This is a genomic window from Pseudomonas fluorescens, assembly GCF_900215245.1.
GTDB classification, from domain to species: Bacteria; Pseudomonadota; Gammaproteobacteria; order Pseudomonadales; family Pseudomonadaceae; genus Aquipseudomonas; species Aquipseudomonas fluorescens.
Genome location: NZ_LT907842.1, coordinates 5,911,723 through 5,928,200 on the forward strand (window position 1 = coordinate 5,911,723; position 16,478 = coordinate 5,928,200).

Sequence of the window (16,478 nt, forward strand, 5' to 3'; positions counted from 1 at the left end):
CTTAATAAGCGAGCGCCATAGTCGCTTCACGAATCGGATCACGAAGCGATCAGACACTTCTTACTCTTAATGGGAATACTGCCATGAAACTCTCCACCTTGATGCTCGCCAGCTTGATGACCCTGACCTCCGCAGCCGCCTTTGCAGAAGGCGGCGCAGAGCGCTCGAAGGAGTTCTATAACAACTTCACGTTTATGCAGCAGAAGACGCACGGCACAACGGATCAAACTGCGCTGGCCGACGGCAAGAATGTTAAGACTGGCACTGCCGATCAAACCAGTGCAGAGCAACGCCCCAATAGCTGATTTAATCGTTAGTTAATCCGCATGACCCTGTGCCATCCCGCTCCTTTGGCAAAGGTTAACTTGGCGCCATTTAATGGCGCCTTTTTTTGCATTTGATTTATTAAAGCGGCTTACTCCAGAACAGCATACGCCCATGGGCGGGATCAAAAATCGAATCATCAAAACCGAACTTGCGGTATGCCGCTTGCGCTACATCATTGCCTTCAAGCACTTCCAGGGTGATCTTGCAGCAACCTCGCTGACGCGCGATCTCTTCGACCTTTTGCAACATCTTCTGGCTCAAGCCCAGGCCACGAAACTGATTCATCACCACCACGTCGTGCACGTTGATCAATGGACGGCAGGCGAACGTCGAGAACCCTTCAAAACAATTGACCAGCCCCGCCGGTTCACCACCGACAAACGCCAGTACGCTGAACGCGTGGGGGCGCTTGGCGAGTTCGGCCGGCAGTTGCTGCAACAGGTCAGCAGGCAACGTATGGCCGCCACCCATGGGGTCTTCAGCATAATGGTTGAGCACCAGGCCGATGGCCTCGGCGTGCACGGGGTTGGTGTAACTGGCTTGCAGTACCAGGATGTCTGGGGTGTCCATTTCCTTCCTCAATCACGACAACAAGGGAATCGGTTCCCTTTGAAGCGACGATTGTAAGCATGGACTCGGCCGCAGATGAAGGCGATTTACGACAAATACCTGACAGAAAGTACGCAGGTTGTGCACATAAAACGCTGTCATCCGTCTTTTAGGCGTTGCCCGATGCACCAAAGCGCTGCAACTGCATCTCCTGCAAGCGGCTGAGGGTGCGGCGGAACGGAAACTCCAGGTAGCCTTCGGTGTAGAGACGCTCCAGCGGTACGCGGGCCTCAATGAACAACGGCACCTTACGGTCGTAGCATTCGTCGACCAGGGCGATAAAGCGCCGCACACTGTCATCGTGCACCGACAGCTCAGGCAACTCGCGATCACCGGCCACCACGCGCTGCGCAGCATCCTCAGTGCCACGGGCAATCCGGCCCGGGCGTTTTTGTGCGCTCAGGTTGGGGACGTCACCGAGCAGGATCGCCTTGAAGCGATCGCACAGCAACATGAAGTCCATCGCGGCCAGCGGTTGCTCGCACAGCTCCACGTAGCGACACCAGAGCACCGTGTCGCTGTACTGCACCGTCACAATCGAGCGGAAACCAACACTGATCGGCCCGCTGCCCAGCGCCTGCCCTTCGGTCAATTGTGTGAACACCGTGGCGAGCGCGTGCGGCTGGTCCACCCAATAGCGCTGCAGCCCCACACCGGGGTGCAAACGGTGGTCTTCACCGCCGTCTACCGCCACCACCTGCATGTGCTGCATGATCGCCTCGATACCCGGCAGGAAACGCTCGCGATTGAAACCACCGGCGTACAGCTGGTCGGGAGGCTGATTCGAGGTGCAGACCATCACCACTCCTTCTTCGAACATCACCTGGAACAGGCGGCCGAGAATGATCGCGTCACCGATGTCATTGACGAACAACTCGTCGAAACACAGCACACGCACTTCCCGGCTGAGCTCCCGCGCCAAGGACTGCAAGGGGTCGTGGATGCCGCTGAGCTGGAACAGACGCTGATGCACCCACCCCATGAAATGATGAAAATGCTGGCGCCGCGCAGGCACTCGCAGGCTTTGATAGAACTGGTCCATCAACCAGGTTTTACCCCGACCGACCGGCCCCCAGAGGTAAACCCCGGGAATCGGCGAGCGCCCTTCGTGCAAGGCTTCATGGCAGGTTTGCAAGGCTTGCACCGCACGGCGCTGAGCGTCGTCAGGCACAAACCCCTGCTGGGCGATGGCGTGTTGGTAGGCCGTGAGCGGCGATTCAAAAGTCATGCGTGCCAGTATGACTTACACAGAGATATCCAGCCGTGAAATCTTGCCCTGCGCGTTCAGGCGAAAGGTGTAGCGCAACTCCAGCGGACTGCCCGGAAAATTCCCGGACACCACGTTACTGACCAACACCTTGCCGGTGCGATGCTGCACCTTGATCACCTCGACCCTGGGCTGATAACGCCGCCCGGTGTCTTCCATCCAACGGGCGATGGCGGCCGTACCGACTTGATGCTGCCCTTCATCGAAGACGTTGGCATCCTCGGCGAAACAGTCGGTAATGGCCGAGGTATCACGGGTATTGGCCGCAGTGATATACGCCGCAATGGCGGGGGCCAATTCAGGCAGGGACATGGCACAGCTCCTTTTTTAGCAATTTATGGCGTCATGCTAAGCCAGAGCTGTGTCAGTTTTTGTCAGGAGTAAAGGGCGCCGATTCATTCTGTTCCATCACCTTGCGCCACGCCCGTAACAGGTCGCTGCGCCGCCCCGGATAACGCGTCTCCTGGACCTCGGCGGCGGCCACCCGGTCGGTGCGAAAGGTGCGATAAGCACCGCGCAACTCGCACCACGCCACGATCACCCGCACCTCATTGAGAAAGCCCAGGGCCAGTGGCCAGATCAGCCGCTGGCTCTGGGTCTGGCTGGCGTCCGCGTACTCCATATGCAGTTTGGCTTGCTGCCGAATCGCCTCGCGAAACACGTTAAGCGGCACGCGGTTCTCCGGGTAGCCAAACCCGGGCGGCCCAGGCAGCAGCGTCGGATTACGCAGGGCTTCCTGCGCGGCAGGGTCGAGCACGTCGGCAATCTTCGCCAAAGCATTGGCGGCCGCACGGCTCAGCACGTCATCGCCACGCTGGTCCACGTAGCGCAACCCCAGCACGATCGCTTCGGTTTCCTCGGCATTGAGCATCAATGGCGGCAGAAACAGGCCGCTGCGTAACACATACCCAACCCCTGCTTCGCCGAAAATCGGCGCGCCCAGTGCAGTCAATTCAGCAATATCACGGTACAGCGTGCGCTCGGACACCTCCAATTGAGCGGCCAATACGGCAGCGGTTACCGGGCGTTTTTTACCGCGCAGGGCCTGCAACAAGGTCAGTAAACGAGTGGTACGTGACACGTCGATCCCGCCGTAAAAGAAACAGTGCCGCAGCTTAGCAGAGCACCCTGTCAGAAAATGTCAGCAGCAAACACGCACTGCTGATGAAATGAATGGCCGCGCCCCTACCGCTGGGCCAGGCAACACAGCATGAGTACCACGATGACCGGCGATTATCCGAGACGAAAAAAAACGGCCTGAACAGGCCGTTTTTTATGGGCAGAACTTACGCAAGGCTCTTGCTGACCACCTCGAACACGTCACTCGACAGCTCACCGGACGCACGAATGCGCTCCAGCTCCGCCTTCATCAGCGCCTGGCGTGCGCTGTCGTATTTACGCCAGCGGGTCAGTGGCGCCAATTGGCGCGAAGCGATCTGCGGGTTAAAGGCGTTCAATTGGATCACCAGGTCCGCCAGGAAACGATAGCCCGAGCCATCCGCCGCGTGGAAGTTGATCAGGTTTTGCCCGGCAAACGCCCCCACCAGCGCGCGTACCTTGTTCGGGTTCTTGAGGTTGAAGGCCGGGTGTTCCATCAGCGCTTTGACCCGCGCCAGCCCGCCCGGCAAGGTGCTGCCGGCCTGTACGCTGAACCATTGGTCCATGACCAACGGGTTGTCTTTGAAGTTCTCGGCAAACACCGCCAATGCCTGGGCTTTTTCTGCCTCGAACGGTGAGTTCACCAGCACCGCCAGCGCGGTCAGGCGTTCGGTCATGTTGTCGCAGGCGTCGAACTGCTCCAGGGTCGCGGCCACTACTTCAGACTTGCCGCTGAGCATCAGGTACGACAGCGCAATGTTCTGCAAGGCGCGACGAGCAAAATGCTCGGCCGCCGCAACATACGGCGTCTGCCGGGACAGCTCGCGATTGGCCTGGTAGCGCAGCCACAGGCCTTCGAACAGGTTGTCAGCCAACTGCTTACGGGCAAACTCACGGGCAGTGTGGATGGCTTCGACATCCGCCACTTCGCTGATTTCCGTCAAGTAGGCTTCGCTTGGCAACGACAGCATTTCGGCGACCATCGCCTGATCCAGGCGCTCATCGCTGAGCACGGCGCGCAAGGCGTCGATCAGGCGTTGATCCAGCTTCAACGGCTGGCCGGCCTGATGCTGGGCGATCAGTTCCTGCAACACCTGCACCGACAGTTGCTGGCCGGCATCCCAGCGGTTGAAGCCATCGCTGTCGTGCTGCATCAGGAACATCAGTTGATCGCGGTTGTACGGGAAGCTCAGCTTCACCGGCGCCGAGAAGCCACGCAGCAGCGAGGGCAGCGGCTGTTCGGCGATCTCTACAAAGGTGAAGGTCTGCTCGGCTTCAGTCACCGAAATAACCCGGGACGTACCGCCAGCCGCGGCTTCACCGGCCAGGCGCAAGGCAATGCCGGCGCCCTTCGCATCCAGCAAGCCCAGCTCGACCGGAATCACGAACGGCAGTTTCTGCACCTTGTCCGGGGTTTCCGGGCAGCTCTGGCGGAAGGTCAGGCTGTAGGTTTTAGCCGCCGCGTCGTAGGACTCGCTCACCGCCAGACGCGGGGTTCCGGCCTGGCTGTACCAGCGTTTGAACTGAGTCAGGTCGGCGCCGTTCGCGTCTTCCATGGCCTTGATGAAATCATCGCAGGTCACGGCCTGGCCGTCGTGGCGTTCGAAGTACAGGTCGCTGCCTTTACGGAAGCCTTCTGCACCGAGCAAGGTGTGGATCATGCCGACCACTTCCGAGCCCTTTTCGTACACCGTCAGGGTGTAGAAGTTGGAGATTTCAATAAAGCTGTCCGGGCGCACGGCGTGGGCCATGGGGCCGGCGTCTTCGGCGAACTGGTGCGTACGCAGGTACGCCACGTCTTGGATGCGCTTGACCGTGGCCGAGTTCATGTCGGCGGAGAAACCCGAATCCCGGAACACGGTGAAGCCTTCTTTCAGCGACAGCTGGAACCAGTCGCGGCAGGTCACGCGGTTGCCCGACCAGTTGTGGAAGTATTCGTGGGCAACGATCGCCTCGACCCGCTGGTGCGCGGCATCGGTGGCGGTTTCGGCGCGGGCCAGCACGGCGCTGGAGTTGAAGATATTAAGGCCCTTGTTCTCCATGGCGCCCATGTTGAAGTCGTTGACCGCCACGATCATGAAGATGTCGAGGTCGTACTCACGGCCGTAGGTTTCTTCGTCCCAGCGCATGGATTTTTTCAGGCTGGTCATGGCGTGCTGGCATTTGTCGATATTTTCCGGCTCGACATAAATGCGCAGCGCCACCTCGCGGTGGGTCATGGTGGTGAACGTATCTTCCACACACCACAGGTCACCGGCCACCAGCGCGAACAGGTACGCCGGCTTCTTGAACGGGTCTTCCCAGGTCGCCCAGTGACGACCGTCTTCACCGGGTCCGCTGGCAATCGGGTTGCCGTTGGAGAGCAGCACCGGGTAACGGTGTTGCTCGGCGATCACCGTGGTGGTGAAGGTGCTCATCACGTCCGGGCGGTCGAGGTAATAGGTAATCTTGCGAAAGCCCTCGGCCTCGCACTGGGTGCAAAACATGCTGCCGGATTTGTACAGGCCTTCGAGGGCGGTGTTGGTTTCCGGATGGATGCGCACGCTGGTGTCGACCGTGAAGGTTTCACGGGTCGGGTGCAGGGTCAGGTGGCTGTCGGTCAGTTGGTAGTCTGCCTCGGTCAGCTCCTGGTCGCCCAGGTTGACGGTCAGCAGCTCAAGCTGTTGGCCATCGAGTACCAGCGGCGGCAGGCCGGCACCGCGCTCAGGGTTGCGGCGCATCACCAACTGCGCGTGGACCAGGCTGTGGTCCTCGAACAACTCGAAGGTCAGGTGCGTCTCTTCGATCAGGTAGTCCGGCGCCTGATAGTCCTTCAGGTAAATCATCTTCGGTTGTTCGGTGCGCATGGGTGGCATCCTTTTACTGATGCACGGCGAGCTGATAGGCCGTGTACTTACGAATGTTGATAACGCCGGTATCGAAGATCAGGTATTGGCCCTTGATCCCCAACAGCGTGCCTTCGGCAATCGGGTTCTTGTCCAGGTTGAAGCTGACGATCTTGGCCGGGTATTGCTCGACCGGGTAACGGATCTCGATCGGTTCGATGTCGGTCACCGGTTGGATGGCCTGCAGGCCAAAGCGTTCCTGCAAACTCAGCAGGCCTTCAGCGCAAGAGGCAAACAGCTGGTCGCGCACCTGCTTGAGGTCCACCGATTGCGCATCGCCCTTGAGCAAGGCGCGCCAGTTGGTTTTGTCGGCCACTTGGCTGCGGAACAGGTCTTCGACAAAGCCGGACTGCTGGCGGGTCGCGACGCGCATGATCGGCAGCGCCTGGCTGGCGCCCTGGTCGAGCCAGCGCGTCGGCAGTTGGGTGGCCCGGGTGATGCCGACCTTGATCCCCGACGAATTGGCCAGGTACACCACATGGTCGGTCATGCAGAATGTTTCGCCCCAGCCGGGATCACGGCAAGTGCCGGCGTCGTAATGGCAACGTTCGGGGCTCATGATGCACAGGTCACACTGGGCCAGCTTGGTCATGCACGGGTAGCAGTAACCCTGGCTGAAACTGGTTTTGGTCTTGCGGCCGCAATGGCTGCAATGAATGGCACCCAGGTATTCCAGGCGCACGTGGGTGCCGATCAACGGGTTGACCGGCACCTCGGTGTCGCCCAGACGAAACGCGTATTGAACGGTCGGCTCACCGAGTTGCGCCGACATTTTGCTGACTGCACCGCGACCGATTTCAATCAATGGATCGCATCCGACTTGAACAGAATGTTCGGCACCGGCGCCGATTTGGACGCGCATTCCTGCGGGCCCATGTAGCCGGTGCGCTGCTCTTCCGGCAGGTTCTGGATTTCCCAGGCAATCACCGCTTGCAGGGACAGCTCGCGTTGCTCGGCGGTGAGCTTGCGACCATCGGACCATTTGCCGATTTCCACGGCGAGCTTGAGGCTCTCGTAGATATCCGGGGTGATGTTTTCGATCATTTCAGCAAAAGAGGACATGAGGCTCTTCCTTATCAAATAGACGCTTTGCGGCGGCTGTAAAGCCCACCCAGCAAACCTGTCAGGCAACCGATAACCAGGCCGCCAACGTGGGCAGCGTTGGCGATTTCGCCGAAGCCGATCATCGAGACCAGCCCCGACAGGCACAGCACCAGCCAGACCAGCATCATCACCAATACCCCACGAGGCAGGCGATAGGCCGGGTTAGGCGACAATAATTGAAAAATCCAGCAATGCCCGAGCAAGCCATACAACACGCCGGACAGGCCGCCAAACAGGCCGGGGCCGCCATAGGCGTATTGAGCGTAGTTGGAGACCAGGCTGAACAACAACGTCAGGCCGAGCAGGTTGATACTGCCCTGGCGCACTTCGATGCGCCGGCCCAACTCCCAGTACCACATGCCATTCATGGCCAGGTGCAGAATGCCGAAGTGGATCAGCATCGGAGTCACCAGCCGCCACCACTGCCCCGAAGCCATCGTCTCGGCGAACGGCGTGAACTGGATGTACTCGCCCGAGACGTGAAACGGCAGGAAGGTCAGCCAGCTCATGGCTTGCAGGTTTTCGCCCAGCAGCGTCACCGCGCCGACGATCAGGCTGGCCAGCAGCACCAGCGCCGTGACCGGGCTCATGCGCAATTGCTGGACTAAGCCAGCACGCGCCACAGGCGCCTGCTCGGGAATATCCAGTTGCTGGTCCGGGTCACCGGCGGGAAAGCGCTGGTACAACACGCGCACGTCGTCGCTGATGGTCTCGGGCACCCACAACACCTGCTCCCCCGCTTCCTCGCTGACGCGATGCGGCACTTGCATGCGTTGCAGCAGTTTGACGAAGCCGCCCAGGTCGACGCTCAGTGGCAAACGCAATACAGCCACGGTACTCATGAAATCACCTCGGGCCGCTCAACGTCGACCCATACGAATTTACGCGGATCCAGTTGGGTTTCCTGGTCCAGTCGGTAGGCCACCAACTTGCCGTACAGCACCGCGCTGTAGTCCAGGCAGGCCAGGTTCGGGCGAATCGGCGCCGGTTTGCCGCTGCGCCAGTAATGGCCGACGAACAACAACGGTTCATCGACGCCGTAGCGCAGCAGGGAGTTTTTCTGCGAGGACGACAGTGGCGTACGCGCCACCGGCTCCGGCAGCGCATCGGGTTGGAACACGATGTCGCCGTAGGTTTTCGGGTCGTCTTCCCAGAACTTGGTGCGAAAGAACGAGCGCGTCAGGCCATCACCACCGGTGAGCGTCAGGCCATCCGGCAGGCGCATATCGGTGCCGCGCAACAGGCGGTCGAACGCGTTGCAGGCAAAACTGCCCGGTACGGCAGCGGCCTGCAGGAAATGCTGGTCGATGCAGCCATCCGGGAAGGTGGCGCGCAGCGGCTGGATAAAGCCGTCATCCCAGCAGGCATGCACCACACGGAAACGCCCGGCGTCGACAAACAACGGCATGTCATAGAACCAGCCGAGGAAGTCATGCCAGTCAGCCGGGTGGTGCTCGAACTGGGTCAGGGTTTCATGGATCAAGCGCGCATGGCGTGGGTTGTGCTCGCGCACGAACTGCTTGCCACTGCCCGGTGGCGCCGGTGTGCTCCAGCCCAGCGCGTTGAACTCGTGGTTGCCCATGATGCACAGCGCCTGACCGGCTTCGGCCATGTCATGCACAATATGCAGCGCCTCGCGAATGCGTGGGCCACGGTCGATGATATCGCCGAGGAACACCGCCATGCGCGACGGATGGCGCCAGGTGCCGCCCTGCTTGTGGTAACCCAATTGGTCGAGCAAGTGCTCAAGGGTATGAGCGCAACCGTGCACGTCACCAATCAGGTCGTAGCTACGCGCGGGATCAAGCATCAGTCGCCTCCACCCCCCAAGCGGCTGCCCCAGCCCAACTTGGTCCGGCACACTTCGTAGTAGTTGTGGTCCAGCGGGTGGATCAACCGCAACTTCTGTGCCTTTTTGCTCACGGTGATGGTGTCACCGGGGGCGCAGGTGAAATGGTTCTGCCCGTCGCAGGAGACTTGCGGGTAGATCTGCATGTCTTTGGACACCACGATTTTCAGCTCACTGTTGCCATCGACCACAATCGGCCTGCTGGACAACATATGGGGGTACATCGGCACGATCACAATGGCATCCAGCTTGGGATGCATGATCGGGCCACCGGCCGACAACGCGTAGGCCGTCGAACCGGTCGGCGTGGCGACGATCAGGCCGTCGGCCTTCTGGCTGCAGACGAACTGGCCGTCGATATACAACTCGAACTCGATCATCCGCGTGGACTTGCCCGGGTGCAGCACCACGTCATTGAGGGCGTCGCCCTGGCCGATGGCTTCACCGTGGCGGCGCACTTCGGCCTGCAACAGGAAGCGGTTTTCCACCAGGTAATGGCCGTCGAGCACCTTGGCGACTTCGACTTCCAGGTCATCCGGGCGGATATCCGTGAGAAACCCCAGGCTGCCACGGTTGATCCCCAGCACCGGCACGTTATGCCGCGCCAGGGCCCGGGCCGCGCCGAGCAGGCTGCCGTCGCCGCCCACCACAATCACCATGTCACAGACTTCGCCGAGCATCTTGCGCGACGAGGTTTGCAAGCCATGGCCCGGGAGGATTTCAGCGATGGTGTCTTCGAGGATCACATGCAGGTGGCGTTCCAACAGGAACTTTTTCAGCCGGCGGACGGTGTCCAGCACCTGGGTACTGCCCAGGCGACCGATAATGCCGATATTGCGAAATTGCTCCATGGGGCTCCTGCGGGATGTGGGGTGTGGCAAAAAGAACGATTATGGGCGAAAGGCTGCGTCAGGCAAAATCCTTTGTCGCCACCGGCCTTGATGACAATGTTTCTCAGCCACCCGTACCGTGCTTAAAAGGCTATGCTCGGACCATGACTGTGTTCCCAGAGTTGCTCAACCTGCCCCGCCAGTTGCGGCACCCCGAGGTGCGCGATTTGGCGTGGGTGATGCTCGCGCCCCCGATGCTTGCGCAAACGCCTTGGCCACAACGCCATCCGCTGGCCGGCAGCGACTGGGTGCAGGCGCCCGATCGTCTCGAACGCTGGTTACGCACACTCGATCAAGACAGCAGCACCTTGCAGCATTGGCTGAGCATGTCACGCACTCGCCGCCTGGGCCTGTACTACGAGCGCCTGTGGCAATTCGCCGTGCAGCATGCGCCGGGCGTGGAGTTGCTGGCCGCCAACCTGCCGATCCGCCGCGCCGGGCATACCTTGGGTGAGCTGGATATGCTGCTGCGCGACCGCGAAGGCGTGCACCACCTGGAACTGGCGATCAAACTCTACCTGGGCCCGCAAGACGGCGACGGCCATGACACCGCGCAATGGCTCGGCCCCGGTTGCCATGACCGGCTGGACCGCAAGCTGGCGCACCTTGCCCAGCATCAACTGCCGATCTCGGCACGCCCGGAAAGCCGCGCAGCCTTGGCCGCACTGGATATTCAGCAGTTCGATGCACATTTGTGGCTGGGCGGGTATTTGCTCTATCCGTGGCCGGGCCAGGCCGAACCGCCCCACGGCGCTCACCCGCAGCATCTGCGCGGGCGCTGGTTGCATCAGCGTGACTGGCGGGACTTCGTCAGCGTTAGCCCGCCGGGGCGTTGGCAACCGCTGCCCCGGCATGCCTGGCTGGCGCCGGCGCATTACCCGGCCAGTGAAGTGTGGCGCGAGGAGCAGATGCACGGCTGGCTGGCCGAACTCGAGCCAATGGCGCCGGCGCAACTGCTGGTAAGGCTGGTTCAGAACGGCGAGGACTGGGAGGAAGCCGAACGTTTGTTCCTGGTGGCGGACCTTTGGCCAAACGTTCCAGGGCTCACTTGACCTTCAAGTGCCGCGCATACCAGGGCCGCTTCGGCACGCGCTTGAACAACGCCTGCAGCCCCTCTTCTTCAGCCGCAAATGTAATCCGTAGCGCCAGCTTCATGGTTTCCGGGTCCATTTCCATCGACCGCCCCCTCTGTACACCCGGCGTGGTACTGCAGCCATGGGTGTCCGGCCCCAGCCAGGGGTCTCCCACTTCCACCCAGCGCCCCGGTGCAAACCAGGCCACACCGTTGACCTCAAGCCGGCTGACCTCGCCCGGATTAAACCGCTCATGGGCGCGGAACCAGTCTTCGATTCGGTCATCGATCCAACCGTGGAAGTGCCAGAACACCGGGTTTACATGGGATGAAAACGGGTCGCCGAGGAAATCGTTCTCGGGCGCATACCAACGCGCGGCAAAGTCCGCCGGGTCACGGGCGAACGGCACCGGTGCGCCGTTGGACGGGTCGCGGGGCACCGAGGCCCAGCGCATGTGCAACCAATCGTGCAGGCCCAGCTCCATTTCCGACCCCAACTGGCCCAAGGTCAGCCTGGCCAGGTAGCGCGGGTCGCGGTAGTGGGATTCCCACACCTGGAAGTTGCTGTGGTAGGTCTCGGCCGCCTTGATATCGCTGACCCACTGGGTGTAATCGTTGTCATCCGGCGCCGACCAGGTGGGCGGTAGTGCAAAGCCGTCATGATTATCGAAGTACCGCACAAAACCCAGGCGATCGCGCTCCAGGGCCGGTTGCGGCGCGGGGAATTGCGGCCACGACGGCAGGTCCTGCATTGAACGCGCCGTGCCGAGCATATGACGGTGCATGAAAAAGAAGTCGATGCCCGAACCATTACGGTCTTTGCGTTTGCCGCGCGCGTCGCGCTCCTGGCCGCGCGGCCCGGGTTGCCAGCCGATGCCGCGCAGGGCGTCACGCTTTTCATCGGACAGCTTGTGCCACTGGTCCCGGGAGGCGTGCCACAGCTGGTGAAACAGCCGGTGTTCGGGGGAAATCAGCCAGGCCAACAAGGTCGGGTTGAGCCCGATACGCTCGCGAGCCTCGGGAAACAGCTGCTTGTGGGCGATAAAGCGGCTGTCGCGTTCGGTCAGGGCCAGCGGGCGATTGAGGTCGAGGATCTGCCCACTGAGGGTCCCGCTGCCGGCGTTGGCGAAGTCGGCCCAAACTTCGTCGAGGCTCATCTTGAACTCATAGGCGGGCGCGCCATTGGCCGCCTCGCGGTCGATCAGGCGCCAATAGAGCAATGCGCCCTCGCCTGTCAGCAGGTCACCCAATACGCGGTAACGCGGCTCACCGTCGGCACGCAAGTTTTGCGCGGTGTCCAGGTAACCGCGCAAACCCCGCCCGCGCGGGGCGATGTCGAGCAACAATTCCAGGCCTTGCAGCGGCAAGCCCTTGATGCCGGCGTCATGGCCTTCCAGGCGCAGGCTCCAGACGCCGCGCAGGCTGTTCGCCAAATGTTGGCCGGCAGTGTCGGCCAACTCCACCGTGGCCTCGCCCGCCGTGATGGGGAATTCTTCTTCACGCGTCAGCTCGCGATGGGCATAAAAGGCCGCCGGCACCGCAGCGCCTGTCAGCGCCAGGCCTGCGATGAAGCCACGTCGAGAGATGGTCATTGTTTACCTTAGAAAACGGCTTGATCAGAGCTAGAACGTTGGCGGCCGCGACAAATTTACCGGCGCCTCGCCCGGGCCTAAATTTCCCCCGCCAGCGCTCGTTCTTCCCTGATAGCAAAGGCCTCAACTGACTGAGATGGCAATGACAAAACCACGTTCGAAAAAGGCGCTGTATATCGGCCTGCCGCTGGCACTGGCCATCGGCGCCGGAGCCGGCTTTCTGGTTTGGGACCACTGGTTGCGCGGCAATGCCGGCTACCCGCTGGAGGTGATCAAGCAGGCCAATGAAATGCAGGACCGTCTGCTGTCGTTTGACAGCCATATCACGGTGCCGCTGGATTTCGGCACGGCCGGCAATGAAGCCGACAAAGATGGCAGCGGCCAGTTCGACCTCGCCAAGGCCGCACGCGGACGCTTGTCGGGCGCGGCCTTGACGATTTTCGGCTGGCCGGAAATCTGGAACGGCCCCAATGCGCCACACAAACCCAGCGATGGCTTTGTCGAAGAAGCCCGTCACGAGCAGGAGGTGCGCTACAAGATCATCTCCGGCATGGTGCGCGACTTTCCCAATCAAGTGGGCATCGCCTACACCCCGGACGATTTCCGGCGCCTGCATGGCGAGGGCAAGTTTGCGATCTTTATCAGCATGCTCAATGCCTACCCGCTGGGCAACGACCTCAACCAGTTGGACCTGTGGACGGCACGCGGCATGCGCATGTTCGGCTTCAGCTATATCGGCAACAACGCCTGGTCCGATTCGTCGCGCCCGCTGCCGTTTTTCAATGACTCGACCGACGCCCTCGAAGGGCTGTCGGCGATCGGCCAGCAAGCGGTGCATCGCCTGAATGACTTGGGCGTGATCATCGACGTGTCGCAAATGTCGACCAAGGCCGTTGAGCAAGTGGCGCAACTAAGCCGCACACCAATGGTAGCGTCCCACTCGGCGCCACGCGCCTCGGTGGATATTCCGCGCAACCTCAGCGACAAGGAGTTGCAACTGATCAAGAACAGCGGCGGCGTGGTGCAGGTGGTGGGCTTCCCGGCCTATTTGCGCCCCTTGAGCCAACCGACCCAGGCCAAACTCAACGCCCTGCGCGCGCGCTTCGATTTGCCCCCACTGCCTAACCTGGCCATGGCCTTGATGCCCGGCGACGCGATCATTGCCGCCTGGTCCGAGCAAAAGTTCGGCCAGTACGCCAGCGCGCTGTACGCGATTCTCGACGAAGAACCCAAGGCCTCCCTCAAGGATTGGGGCGATGCCATCGACTACACCGTGCGCAAAATCGGAATCGATCATGTCGGCATCTCGTCGGACTTCAACGACGGCGGCGGCATCCAGGGCTGGGAAAACGTCGGCGAGGTGCGCAACGTCACCGCCGAGCTGATCCAGCGTGGCTACTCCGAAGCCGACATTGCCAAGCTGTGGGGAGGCAACTTCCTGCGCGTATGGGACCAGGTACAAAAAGCCGCCAAGCCCTTGGCCAACCGCTAATCAGCCTTGAAGTAAGCCCATGACCGACCGCCGCACTTTTCTCAAGCAGGCTGGCGTACTTGCCGCCAGCCTGCCGCTGGGCGCAGCCCTGCTCCCGCACGCCACGGCAGCCGCCCCTGCGCCTGCCCGCAACGACCCATGGGCAGGGTTCAAACAGCTGTTCACCCAGGACCCGGACTACCTGCACTTTTCCAACTTTCTGGTAACGTCACACCCCAAGCCCGTGCGCGAAGCCATTGATCGCTACCGCCAGCAGATCGACCGCAACCCAGGCCTGGCAATGGACTGGGGCCTTGAGGAAACCTGGAAACGCGAAGGCCAGGTCCGCGAGTGGGCCGGGCGCTACCTGAACGCCACACCGCCACAGATCGCGCTCACCGGCAGTACCTCGGAAGGCCTCGCAATGATCTACGGCGGGATCAAGCTGCGGCCTGACCAGGAAATCCTCACCACCGAGCACGAGCACTACGCCACGCAGAGCGTGCTGGATTTTCGCGTTGCCCGGCAAGGTACGCAGGTGCGCCGAATTCGCTTGTTCGAAAATGCCCACCAGGTGTCCGTAGACGAAGTGCTTGGCAATATCGAGCGCGCCATTCGCCCCAATACCCGCGTGCTGGGCATGACCTGGGTGCAATCCGGCAGCGGCGTGAAGCTGCCCATCGGCGAGATCGGCAGGCTGGTGGAAGCCCTCAACCGCAACCGTGACGACAAGGACCGCATTCTCTATGTGGTCGATGGCGTGCATGGCTTTGGCGTGGAGAACCTGGATTTTCCGGCCATGCACTGCGATTTCTTTATCGCCGGCACCCATAAATGGATGTTCGGGCCCCGCGGCACCGGGTTGGTCTGCGCACGCGATGCCGAGAACAACTACGTGACACCGATGGTGCCGACCTTCTCCGAAGACACCAATTTCGCCACCACCATGACCCCCGGTGGCTACCACGCGTTCGAGCATCGCTGGGCGGCGGACGAGGCCTTCAAGCTGCACCTGACATTGGGCAAGGCACCCGTGCAGGCGCGTATTCACGAACTGAACACCGAGCTGAAAAACCTACTGCTGGCCCACCCGCAGATCGAACTGGTCACGCCGCGCAGCACCGACCTGTCAGCCGGCTTTACGTTCTTCCGCGTCAAGGGCCAGGACAGCGATGCCGTGGCCGCCTACCTGATGAAAAAGCGCGTGGTGGTCGATGCGGTCGACCGCGATGTCGGCCCAGTGATTCGCACCTCGCCTGGCCTGCTTAACAGCTCGGACGAGATCCAGCACTTCATGACCTTGCTGAGCCAACGGTTGTGACAGCGACTTTTTTCCTTTGAACGAGATGCCCACATGAATCCATCCCGACTCAACCCCCTGACAGCCCTGGCGTTGACCGCCCTGTGCGCGGCGGCACTGCCGAATCTGGCCCAGGCCGCTACGCCGCAGCCCGGCAAGGTGTTCAAAGACTGCAAGGACTGCCCGGAAATGGTCGTGCTGCCGGCCGGCACGTTCACCATGGGCACCCCCGAAGACGAAGTCGGTCGCGAGCCCGACGAAGGTCCGATGCACGCCGTGACCTTCGCCAAACCTTTCGCCATGAGCCGCTTTCAGATCACCGCCGGCGAATGGGACAGCTATATCCGCCAGAGCGGGGTCAAGATCGCCGATGGCGACACTCGCCCCGGCCGCGAATGCATTGCCAGCAAGCCGCGCTACCCGCAAGGGCCGCGCCAACCGGCCGTATGCATGGACATGGACGACGTGAAGAACTACGTCGCCTGGCTGTCGAAAAAGACTGGGCAGCAGTATCACATGGTCAGTGAAGCCCAGCGCGAATACGCCGCCCGCGCCGGCACCAGCGGACCGTTCCCGTTTCCTTTCGATGCAGGCAAGGGCTACAGCATCGCCGAACACGCCAATACTTACGGGCCGGCGGATGGCTACAGCTATTCCTCGCCGGTCGGCAGTTACCCGCCGAATGCATTTGGCATGTATGACATGCATGGCAATGTGTATGAGCGTGTGGCCGACTGTGAACACCCCAACTACATCGGCGCGCCCACCGACGGCAGCGCCTGGGTGGAGCCGAACTGCGAGAGCTACCAGATCCGCGGCAATGACTGGGGCGAGGCGCCGGTATTTTCGCGCTCGGGCAACCGCAATAACATCTACCCGCAGACGCGCGGTGACTGGATTGGTTTTCGCGTAGTGCGCGATCTCTAAGACCGACACCCCTCAAATGTGGGCGCGGGCTTGCTCGCGAAGGCGGTGAATCAGTCGATACATCCGGCGACTGACACAGCGCTTTCG

The 16,478-nt window shown here is 61.4% G+C and carries 16 protein-coding genes; 5 read left to right on the forward strand and 11 right to left on the reverse strand.

Features of this window, described 5'->3' with window-relative positions; translation table 11 throughout:
- Positions 1–83: 83 nt before the first annotated feature.
- The gene (locus tag CPH89_RS27220; RefSeq protein WP_053256575.1) at positions 84–305 is read left to right on the forward strand and encodes a hypothetical protein; all 222 of its coding nucleotides are present in this window, start codon (positions 84–86) and stop codon (positions 303–305) included.
- Positions 306–405: 100 nt separating this feature from the next.
- Here the strand turns inward: CPH89_RS27220 and CPH89_RS27225 are convergent, their stop codons facing one another.
- From CPH89_RS27225 to CPH89_RS27270, 10 genes are all read right to left on the reverse strand, one after another.
- Positions 406–897, reverse strand: a complete 492-nt coding sequence (locus CPH89_RS27225) for a GNAT family N-acetyltransferase (protein ID WP_053256576.1) — start codon at positions 895–897, stop codon at positions 406–408.
- A gap of 148 nt (positions 898–1,045) precedes the next feature.
- Complete coding sequence (zapE, locus tag CPH89_RS27230; RefSeq protein ID WP_053256577.1) at positions 1,046–2,164, reverse strand: cell division protein ZapE; 1,119 nt, start codon at positions 2,162–2,164, stop codon at positions 1,046–1,048.
- 15 nt (positions 2,165–2,179) lie between these two features.
- Positions 2,180–2,515, reverse strand: coding sequence for a nuclear transport factor 2 family protein (locus CPH89_RS27235; protein ID WP_053256578.1), 336 nt, complete (start codon positions 2,513–2,515; stop codon positions 2,180–2,182).
- A 52-nt stretch (positions 2,516–2,567) separates the two neighbouring features.
- The gene (locus CPH89_RS27240; RefSeq protein WP_053256579.1) at positions 2,568–3,284 is read right to left on the reverse strand and encodes a helix-turn-helix transcriptional regulator; all 717 of its coding nucleotides are present in this window, start codon (positions 3,282–3,284) and stop codon (positions 2,568–2,570) included.
- Between the two features lie 205 nt (positions 3,285–3,489).
- On the reverse strand, positions 3,490–6,147 hold the full coding sequence (gene pepN, locus CPH89_RS27245; protein ID WP_053256580.1) for an aminopeptidase N: 2,658 nt from the start codon (positions 6,145–6,147) through the stop codon (positions 3,490–3,492).
- Between the two features lie 13 nt (positions 6,148–6,160).
- On the reverse strand, positions 6,161–6,991 hold the full coding sequence (locus tag CPH89_RS27250; protein WP_053256581.1) for a DUF2797 domain-containing protein: 831 nt from the start codon (positions 6,989–6,991) through the stop codon (positions 6,161–6,163).
- On the reverse strand, positions 6,988–7,248 hold the full coding sequence (locus CPH89_RS27255) for a YeaC family protein (RefSeq protein ID WP_017138108.1): 261 nt from the start codon (positions 7,246–7,248) through the stop codon (positions 6,988–6,990). Before CPH89_RS27255 ends, CPH89_RS27250 begins: the two co-directional genes overlap by 4 nt.
- A 14-nt stretch (positions 7,249–7,262) precedes the next feature.
- A complete protein-coding gene (locus tag CPH89_RS27260) occupies positions 7,263–8,132 on the reverse strand; it encodes a rhomboid family intramembrane serine protease (protein ID WP_053256582.1) in 870 nt (289 codons plus the stop codon).
- Entirely contained in the window at positions 8,129–9,103 is a 975-nt protein-coding gene (locus CPH89_RS27265) for a metallophosphoesterase (RefSeq protein WP_162232025.1), read from the reverse strand. Before CPH89_RS27265 ends, CPH89_RS27260 begins: the two co-directional genes overlap by 4 nt.
- The gene (locus tag CPH89_RS27270) at positions 9,100–9,990 is read right to left on the reverse strand and encodes an NAD(+) kinase (protein ID WP_010210870.1); all 891 of its coding nucleotides are present in this window, start codon (positions 9,988–9,990) and stop codon (positions 9,100–9,102) included. The genes CPH89_RS27265 and CPH89_RS27270 overlap by 4 nt, the downstream gene beginning before the upstream one ends.
- A 143-nt stretch (positions 9,991–10,133) precedes the next feature.
- Between CPH89_RS27270 and CPH89_RS27275 the strand changes: the two genes are divergently transcribed.
- Positions 10,134–11,081, forward strand: coding sequence for a DUF1853 family protein (locus tag CPH89_RS27275; RefSeq protein WP_053256584.1), 948 nt, complete (start codon positions 10,134–10,136; stop codon positions 11,079–11,081).
- Here CPH89_RS27275 and pvdP read toward each other — a convergent pair.
- Entirely contained in the window at positions 11,074–12,693 is a 1,620-nt protein-coding gene (gene pvdP, locus CPH89_RS27280) for a pyoverdine maturation tyrosinase PvdP (RefSeq protein ID WP_053256585.1), read from the reverse strand. The genes CPH89_RS27275 and pvdP overlap by 8 nt on opposite strands.
- Positions 12,694–12,835: 142 nt before the next feature.
- Between pvdP and pvdM the strand changes: the two genes are divergently transcribed.
- From pvdM to pvdO, 3 genes are read left to right on the forward strand one after another with little or no spacing between them, the layout of a single operon-like run.
- Positions 12,836–14,185, forward strand: a complete 1,350-nt coding sequence (pvdM, locus tag CPH89_RS27285) for a pyoverdine-tailoring dipeptidase-like protein PvdM (protein WP_053256586.1) — start codon at positions 12,836–12,838, stop codon at positions 14,183–14,185.
- Between the two features lie 19 nt (positions 14,186–14,204).
- Complete coding sequence (gene pvdN, locus CPH89_RS27290) at positions 14,205–15,485, forward strand: pyoverdine-tailoring periplasmic protein PvdN (RefSeq protein ID WP_053256587.1); 1,281 nt, start codon at positions 14,205–14,207, stop codon at positions 15,483–15,485.
- A gap of 33 nt (positions 15,486–15,518) precedes the next feature.
- Complete coding sequence (gene pvdO / locus CPH89_RS27295; protein WP_053256588.1) at positions 15,519–16,391, forward strand: dihydropyoverdine dehydrogenase; 873 nt, start codon at positions 15,519–15,521, stop codon at positions 16,389–16,391.
- The last annotated feature ends 87 nt before the right edge of the window (positions 16,392–16,478 follow it).

Excerpts from the sequence above, each read along its gene's own strand:
- CPH89_RS27220 (WP_053256575.1), top strand. The coding sequence starts at position 84 with ATGAAACTCTCCACCTTGATGCTCGCCAGCTTGATGACCCTGACCTCC.
- CPH89_RS27225 (WP_053256576.1), bottom strand. The coding sequence starts at position 897 with ATGGACACCCCAGACATCCTGGTACTGCAAGCCAGTTACACCAACCCC.
- zapE (WP_053256577.1), bottom strand. The coding sequence starts at position 2,164 with ATGACTTTTGAATCGCCGCTCACGGCCTACCAACACGCCATCGCCCAG.
- CPH89_RS27235 (WP_053256578.1), bottom strand. The coding sequence starts at position 2,515 with ATGTCCCTGCCTGAATTGGCCCCCGCCATTGCGGCGTATATCACTGCG.
- pepN (WP_053256580.1), bottom strand. The coding sequence starts at position 6,147 with ATGCGCACCGAACAACCGAAGATGATTTACCTGAAGGACTATCAGGCG.
- CPH89_RS27255 (WP_017138108.1), bottom strand. The coding sequence starts at position 7,248 with ATGTCCTCTTTTGCTGAAATGATCGAAAACATCACCCCGGATATCTAC.
- CPH89_RS27260 (WP_053256582.1), bottom strand. The coding sequence starts at position 8,132 with ATGAGTACCGTGGCTGTATTGCGTTTGCCACTGAGCGTCGACCTGGGC.
- CPH89_RS27270 (WP_010210870.1), bottom strand. The coding sequence starts at position 9,990 with ATGGAGCAATTTCGCAATATCGGCATTATCGGTCGCCTGGGCAGTACC.
- CPH89_RS27275 (WP_053256584.1), top strand. The coding sequence starts at position 10,134 with ATGACTGTGTTCCCAGAGTTGCTCAACCTGCCCCGCCAGTTGCGGCAC.
- pvdP (WP_053256585.1), bottom strand. The coding sequence starts at position 12,693 with ATGACCATCTCTCGACGTGGCTTCATCGCAGGCCTGGCGCTGACAGGC.
- pvdM (WP_053256586.1), top strand. The coding sequence starts at position 12,836 with ATGACAAAACCACGTTCGAAAAAGGCGCTGTATATCGGCCTGCCGCTG.
- pvdN (WP_053256587.1), top strand. The coding sequence starts at position 14,205 with ATGACCGACCGCCGCACTTTTCTCAAGCAGGCTGGCGTACTTGCCGCC.
- pvdO (WP_053256588.1), top strand. The coding sequence starts at position 15,519 with ATGAATCCATCCCGACTCAACCCCCTGACAGCCCTGGCGTTGACCGCC.